Origin of the sequence: Paucisalibacillus algeriensis (genome assembly GCF_000577245.1) — a bacterium.
Taxonomy (GTDB): domain Bacteria; phylum Bacillota; class Bacilli; order Bacillales; family Amphibacillaceae; genus Ornithinibacillus.
Window position 1 is genome coordinate 439,074 of sequence record NZ_CBYO010000007.1, and the last position, 6,510, is coordinate 445,583.

Below are 6,510 nucleotides of genomic sequence, written 5' to 3' on the forward strand. Positions count from 1 at the left end.
TACCTGGCAACCCTACGGTGTTGTTAGCAAGACCTTTGCCAATGTGGTAAAGGTCTATACTTTTTTAGAGGCCTTTATCATGTTAAATGGTAATAGCCTCTATTTTTTTATTTTGGAAGGGAGAAAATTTAATGGAATCAATTTGGCTAGAATATGCCTGGACCCTGTTAATTCTAATAGGGTTAGAAGGTATTTTGTCTGCTGACAACGCACTAGTTTTAGCGGTAATCGCAAAGCATTTACCGGATGATCAGAAAAAGAGAGCAATTAATTACGGTATTATAATGGCATTTGTGTTTCGCTTTGCTGCACTATTTGCCATTTCGTTTATTGCTAATGTATGGCAGGTTCAAGCAATTGGTGCTGCATACCTAATTTACTTAGGAGTTAAGCATGTGATTCAAGGACCTGAAGACCACAAGGAAGATGCAGAAGGAGAAGCTGCAGGAAAAGGTTTCTGGCCTACAGTTGCTAAAATCGGCTTAGCTGACCTTGCTTTTGCAATTGACTCTATCTTAGCTGCAGTCGCACTTGCAATCGTATTACCAGAAACAGGATTAGGACACTTTGGTGGAATGGACACTGGACAGTTCTTTATTGTTGTTATAGCAGGTATTGCTGGATTAGTCCTTATTAAATTTGCTGCAGGTTGGTTTGTTCAGCTATTGGATAAACGTCCAGGCCTTGAAACAACAGCTTATCTAATCGTTGCTTGGGTTGGGGTTAAACTTGCTGTAATCACATTAAGTCATGACAAGGTAGGTATTTTACCACATGATTTCCCACATAGTACTGGGTGGACTATTGCATTCTGGGTAATATTACTTGGAATAGCTATATTTGGTTGGATCTTGTCTGGTAAAACAGCTAATAAGGATAAAGAAGTGTCGAGAGAAGGTTCTTCTTCTTAAGATAGTAAGACAAGAGTTTTAATCAAAGAAAATCCGAACGATATTTTTAAATTCTTTTAGTAGAATTTAAATTAGTTCGGATTTTTCTTTTTATTCTGGTGAAATAAAATGTGCGGTAACAACTATTGTCTTTTCCATACTTTAAATAGAGTAGTGAAGTGTTATGATACCGCTCCGGCAGAATACTCCGCTTTCCACGGGCACGGCCTCAGCCTCCTCGCAGAAAGACCACAGCTACGGGGTCTTTTCGAACAGATATCACCCTATACTGGAAGTAAAAGCGGAGTGTATTTCCGTAGCGGGTCGGATACTCTAATACAAGTATGGCACACTTTTTATCAGCTAAGCATTTAGGATTTAACCCATGTCATCTCTATAAGTCATCAAATCCATTTAAATCACTTGTCTTTGTGTATTGTCTAGACTTTTGTTCAAAGAAATCTGTCTTCGTTCCATCGATATTATCAACATATGCACGGATCCATCTCATCGGATTTTCTACATATTCTGGATAGATTTCACTTAATCCAAGTAATCTAAGCATTTTGTTAGCACGGTATTTGATATATCCTTGCATTTGCTCTAAATCTATTCCCTCTATCCCCGATAGAACATAAGTTGACCATTCTATTTCTAAATCAACCGCCAATCTGAATTCCTCATATACCCAATGTACAAAATCATCATTGTTATGTTCCGGGTATTCTGCAAGTGTTGCACGGAATAGCTCTGATATAAACCTCCCATGCTCTAGCTCGTCCCGATTAATGTAACTAATCATGGTAGAAGTTCCAACCATCTTGTTATCCCTTGCTAGGTTATAGAAAAAAGCAAACCCAGAGTAGAAGAATAACCCTTCTAAAAGCGCCGTATAAATAAGTGTCTTTAGGATGTTTTCAAGCGTAGGTTCCTCAACAAAACGGTTGTATCCCTCGATTAGTCTTTCATTTCTTTTTAGTAAAACAGGATCCTTTCTCCCAAGTTGAAATGCCTCATTTTGTTCTTTTAACGATACAACTGATGAAAGGACATAAGAATAACTTTCATTGTGTACCGCTTCTTGCTGAGCAATTACAGCCATAATCGATTGTACAGATGGATCTGATGCATGTAATGAAAGCAATAACGCTGTTCTGGTCTGTGGTGCATCTAAAGTCGATAACAAGCCAATTATTTTTAAGTAAGCATCTTGTTCTTCTTCCGTAAGCATAGTAAATTGCTTAACATCAGAAGACATATTAATTTCATCGGCCTGCCAGTAGTTTCCAACCAAACGCTTGTACATCTTATACCAATGTGGATATTTAATATCGTTCCAATTTAATATCCCACTAGACTCGCCACCAAAGACCTTTGTTGACTTGTTAGGAAAGCGTGGTTCCAACGTTTTTGCCTTTTTAAGCAATACGCTTGTCATGCTGCATAACTCCTTTCAACCAAATATCAATTAATCTTTCCTGTGAACCTCTTGGCGATTGCTCAATTTTCAGTCCTGGCCATCTGCAGCCATAAAAATTCACAAGCTTATCAACTGCACCACAAAAGTAACCAAATTGTGTATCACCTGTACCAAAAACAGCAATATTAGTTGGCTTATAACCTATTTCCAGTACAAAATCCTTTACTTCATCAGGTGTAGAGCCATTCGCCCAGGTAAATGTTCCAAGAAACACAACATCGTAATTAGCTGGATAAATTGGGGGATCAATGCCAATCCGGTGCATTTCTACTGATACTCCCCTAAAATTAAGCTTGTTCTGTATTAATTCCGCTGTTTCTTCCGTATTTCCACTGTATGATAAATAAGCAATTGCTACTCTCAACTTTGACACCACTCACATTCTTCGACATCATTTGAGGTGGATCTTACATAGTAGGTTGTTTTTAACCCTTCCTTCCAAGCCTGAAGATGTAATTGGAGTAAGACGGATGCTCGGATTGTATTTGGAACATAAAAGTTAAAGGAAATACTTTGGTCAATATGCTTTTGTCTTACCGCATTTTGTTTAACGGAAAAGCGTTGGTCTACTATATAGGCAGAACGACGATAGATATTATATGTATGGTGGTCCAACTCTGGTGCTGTTGTTGGAATTTTAAAGTCCTTTTTCTCTTCATGGTAAAAAGGTTTAAAAACAGGATCGATACTTGCCGTCGACCCAGCAATCATGGCAGTAGTTGAGTTTGGTGCAACTGCCATTAAATATCCGTTTCGCATTCCATTTTTCATTACCAGTGTTTTTAATTCCTGCCATTCTGTACTGGTATATCCTTTTTCATTAAAATAATCACCGGTACTCCACTTGCTTCCAGAAAAGACGGGATAGCTTCCTTTTTCCACACTCAGCTCCATGCTGCTTTTAATTGTTAAATAGGCTATTTTTTCATAAAGATTATCCGCTAGTTGAACTGCCTCTCCTGATTCCCATGGAATATTCTTTTTAGCAAGCAGATGATGCCAACCAAATGTTCCAAGTCCTATTGCACGGTACTTTTGATTAGTCAACTGCGTTTGCATAATTGGTAATGTATTAATGTCAATTACATTATCAAGCATTCGTACTTGAATCTTGATTAGGCGTTCTAGTACTTCATCCGTAACAGCCTTGCCTAGGTTAATGGAACTCAAGTTGCAAACGACATAGTCTCCTGGCTTATACTTCTTTACTAGATAGCCAGACTCATCCGTATGTTCCTCCAAAAATTCTGTTGGGGATTGGTTTTGAGTTATTTCTGTACATAGGTTCGAACAATAAATCATACCATTGTGATTATTGCTATTATGTCTATTCACTTCATCTCGATAAAACATAAACGGGGTTCCAGATTCTAATTGGGACTTCATGATTCGCTTCATGATTTCAATTGCTGGAACTTTTTTCTTGGATAATCGACTTTCCCCAACACACTCTACGTACTTCTCGCGCCAGGAACCTGAACCTTTTTCTTTATCGTAAAAGTCTTCTAATGAAAAGCCCATAACTTCACGAACCTCATGCGGATCAAATAAATACCAATCACCACGTGCTTCCACTTGTTCCATGAATAGATCTGGGAGGCATACTCCGGTGAAGATATCATGAGCACGCATCCGGTCGTCGCCATTATTTAATTTCAAATCTAAGAATGATTCAATGTCCATATGCCAAACATCTAGATAAACAGCTATTGCACCTTTACGTGTCCCGAGTTGATCGACACTTACAGCAGTATTATTAAGTTGTTTAATCCATGGAACTACTCCACTAGACATTCCTTTGAACCCTTTAATTGAACTACCTCTTGCACGGATTTTCCCCATATAGACACCGATTCCACCACCGTTTTTGGAAAGCTTTGCGATATCGGTATTACTGTCATAAATGGATTGCAAGCTGTCATCAACCGTATCAATAAAACAGCTCGATAACTGCCCATACGTTTTCCCTGCGTTTGCAAGTGTAGGTGTTGCTACTGTCATATATAGATTACTTAATGCCCAATAGGCTTCTTCTACTAAATCTAATCGTCTCGTAGGATCTTCATCTTGCATTAAATGCATGGCAATTACCATCCATCTTTCTTGTGGTAATTCAAAAACGTGTTTTTGATGATTAGTTGCTAAGTATCGATTTGCTAATGTATATATTCCTAAATATGTAAACATGAGATCATGGTTGGGATCTATTTTCTCAGCAAGAAAATTCACTTCTTCTTTACTGTATTTTTCCATTAAAATTGGAGTATAAATGCCCATTTGTGTTAATGTTTCTATTAAGTGATAGAAGTTACCATACTTTATGGATACATCATAACCCCGATTTTTGGCTGCTTGATGGTATAAACTTTGTAATAAAAATCTTGCTGCAACAAACGTCCAATTGGAATTTGCCTCATCGATATTTTCTAATGCTTTCTTAGCAAGGTAATCTGCAGCTTTTTCCATTGTAAATTCATTAGGTACCATTACATTCCATTCAGCAACATTAATTTGTAAGTCTTTCGTGGCAAAACGTATAAGGTCAGTAATATTTTCTTTCATCATTGTCTCTGTTACCACCATATAAACCTCCTAAAAATATTAAAAGCCGCTCATCAAAAGGGATGAACGGCACATAAAAACGACAGAAATTATCCAAAATGTATAACTCCATCGTTCCATGCTCTTTCAACCCGAAGAAAAATGAAACTATAAGTGATGGCAGGTCTCCTGGCTTGTGCTTCATTCTACTAGAGTCCTTCCCATATCATTGATACAGTGGATAGCTCGTTCGTCGACACTTACAGTTGCGGGGACAGCTCCAGATTCTAACTGAATTCCCTTTTAAGACAATATTTGTCACCATTACCTAACGGTACTATATATAGTATTTAGTTTATTAAAAATCACAATATATTGTATTAATAGACTATATCATAGTTTTAAAAACTTTGCAATGTAAATTAATAGATTAGGAAAATGATTATTGATTGGATACAATAGGATTAATCATATGGAGGTGGAAAGCTGTGAAAGAAATTATTGAACTAATACGTTCATCTTCTTATACCATTGTTTTTACCGGTGCTGGGATGTCTACTGAAAGTGGATTACCAGACTTTCGTTCAAAAGAAAGAGGACTTTGGACTAAATTCAATCCTGATGAGTTGGCAAATGTGTATGCATTAGATAATAATTTTGAAGAGTTTACAGACTTTTATCAATATAGACTTCGAGAAATTGATAAATATCAGCCCCATGAAGGGCACTTTGTACTTGGGAAGTGGGAACAAAAGGGCATCATTAGAGGGATAGTTACACAGAATGTTGACGGCTTTCACCATGATGCTGGGAACCGAAATGTGATGGAACTACATGGAACATTTCGTAACTTCTTCTGTAATCAGTGTAAAAGAGAACATATTCGGGAGGAATATTTATATGGAAATAGCCATTGTGAGTATTGTGATGGTCCAGTACGCCCTGGTATAGTTCTTTTTGGCGAAATGCTACCGGAGGAAGTTTTTAACAAAGCAGAAATTGAAACATCAAAGGCAGATTTATTTATTGTTCTTGGCTCTTCTTTAACCGTGACACCCGCTAATATATTTCCAATGATGGCAAAGGAGCATGGGGCTAAGCTGGTTATAGTAAATCGCGAAGCAACTCCATTGGATCATTATGCGGATTATATTATTCGGGATAAAAGTATTAAGGAATGGTTGATAGAGGTGAATGAGGGATTATCTTCTACTATTTTAAAAGAACGTGATGAGTAATATTATCATAGACAATTTGGATGGATATTAGCTGAAAGTGTCCTTGAGACTTGCTCTCACAGACACTTTGGACGGATTTATACTGAATAGTGTCCTTGAGACTTGTTCTCATAGACACTTTGGACGGATTTATACTGAATAGTGTCCTTGAGACTTGCTCTCATAGACACTTTGGACGGATTTATACTGAAAAGTGTCCTTGAGACTTGCTCTCATAGACACTTTGGACGGATTTATACTGAATAGTGTCCTTGAGACCTGTTCTAATAGACACTTTGGACGGATTTATACTGAATAGTGTCCTTGAGACTTGCTCTCATAGACACTTTGGACGGGTTTATACTGAAAAGTGTCCTTGAGA

Annotated in this window: 5 protein-coding genes and 1 riboswitch; of the genes, 2 read left to right on the forward strand and 3 right to left on the reverse strand. The window is 37.5% G+C overall.

Going from position 1 to position 6,510, the window contains the following annotated elements; genetic code table 11:
• Positions 1-131: 131 nt before the first annotated feature.
• The gene (locus TY11_RS06590; protein ID WP_042144155.1) at positions 132-911 is read left to right on the forward strand and encodes a TerC family protein; all 780 of its coding nucleotides are present in this window, start codon (positions 132-134) and stop codon (positions 909-911) included.
• A gap of 373 nt (positions 912-1,284) precedes the next feature.
• Here TY11_RS06590 and TY11_RS06595 read toward each other — a convergent pair whose 3' ends face one another.
• The 3 genes from TY11_RS06595 to TY11_RS06605 are packed head-to-tail and all read right to left on the reverse strand — an operon-like array spanning position 1,285 to position 4,935.
• Complete coding sequence (locus TY11_RS06595; RefSeq protein ID WP_042144156.1) at positions 1,285-2,328, reverse strand: ribonucleotide-diphosphate reductase subunit beta; 1,044 nt, start codon at positions 2,326-2,328, stop codon at positions 1,285-1,287.
• Entirely contained in the window at positions 2,309-2,746 is a 438-nt protein-coding gene (locus TY11_RS06600; protein ID WP_042144159.1) for a flavodoxin, read from the reverse strand. The genes TY11_RS06595 and TY11_RS06600 overlap by 20 nt, the downstream gene beginning before the upstream one ends.
• Positions 2,731-4,935 (reverse strand): ribonucleoside-diphosphate reductase subunit alpha, encoded by a 2,205-nt coding sequence (locus tag TY11_RS06605; protein ID WP_369797398.1) that lies wholly within the window; start codon positions 4,933-4,935, stop codon positions 2,731-2,733. Before TY11_RS06605 ends, TY11_RS06600 begins: the two co-directional genes overlap by 16 nt.
• 138 nt (positions 4,936-5,073) lie before the next feature.
• Positions 5,074-5,252, reverse strand: a riboswitch (cobalamin riboswitch).
• 147 nt (positions 5,253-5,399) lie between these two features.
• Here TY11_RS06605 and TY11_RS06610 point away from each other — a divergent pair.
• Positions 5,400-6,149, forward strand: coding sequence for an SIR2 family NAD-dependent protein deacylase (locus tag TY11_RS06610; RefSeq protein ID WP_081755844.1), 750 nt, complete (start codon positions 5,400-5,402; stop codon positions 6,147-6,149).
• Positions 6,150-6,510: the final 361 nt, after the last annotated feature.

Bases quoted from the DNA above. Each gene is read 5' to 3' on its own strand.
- TY11_RS06595 (WP_042144156.1), bottom strand. From the start codon at position 2,328: ATGACAAGCGTATTGCTTAAAAAGGCAAAAACGTTGGAACCACGCTTT.
- TY11_RS06605 (WP_369797398.1), bottom strand. From the start codon at position 4,935: ATGATGAAAGAAAATATTACTGACCTTATACGTTTTGCCACGAAAGAC.
- TY11_RS06590 (WP_042144155.1), top strand. From the start codon at position 132: ATGGAATCAATTTGGCTAGAATATGCCTGGACCCTGTTAATTCTAATA.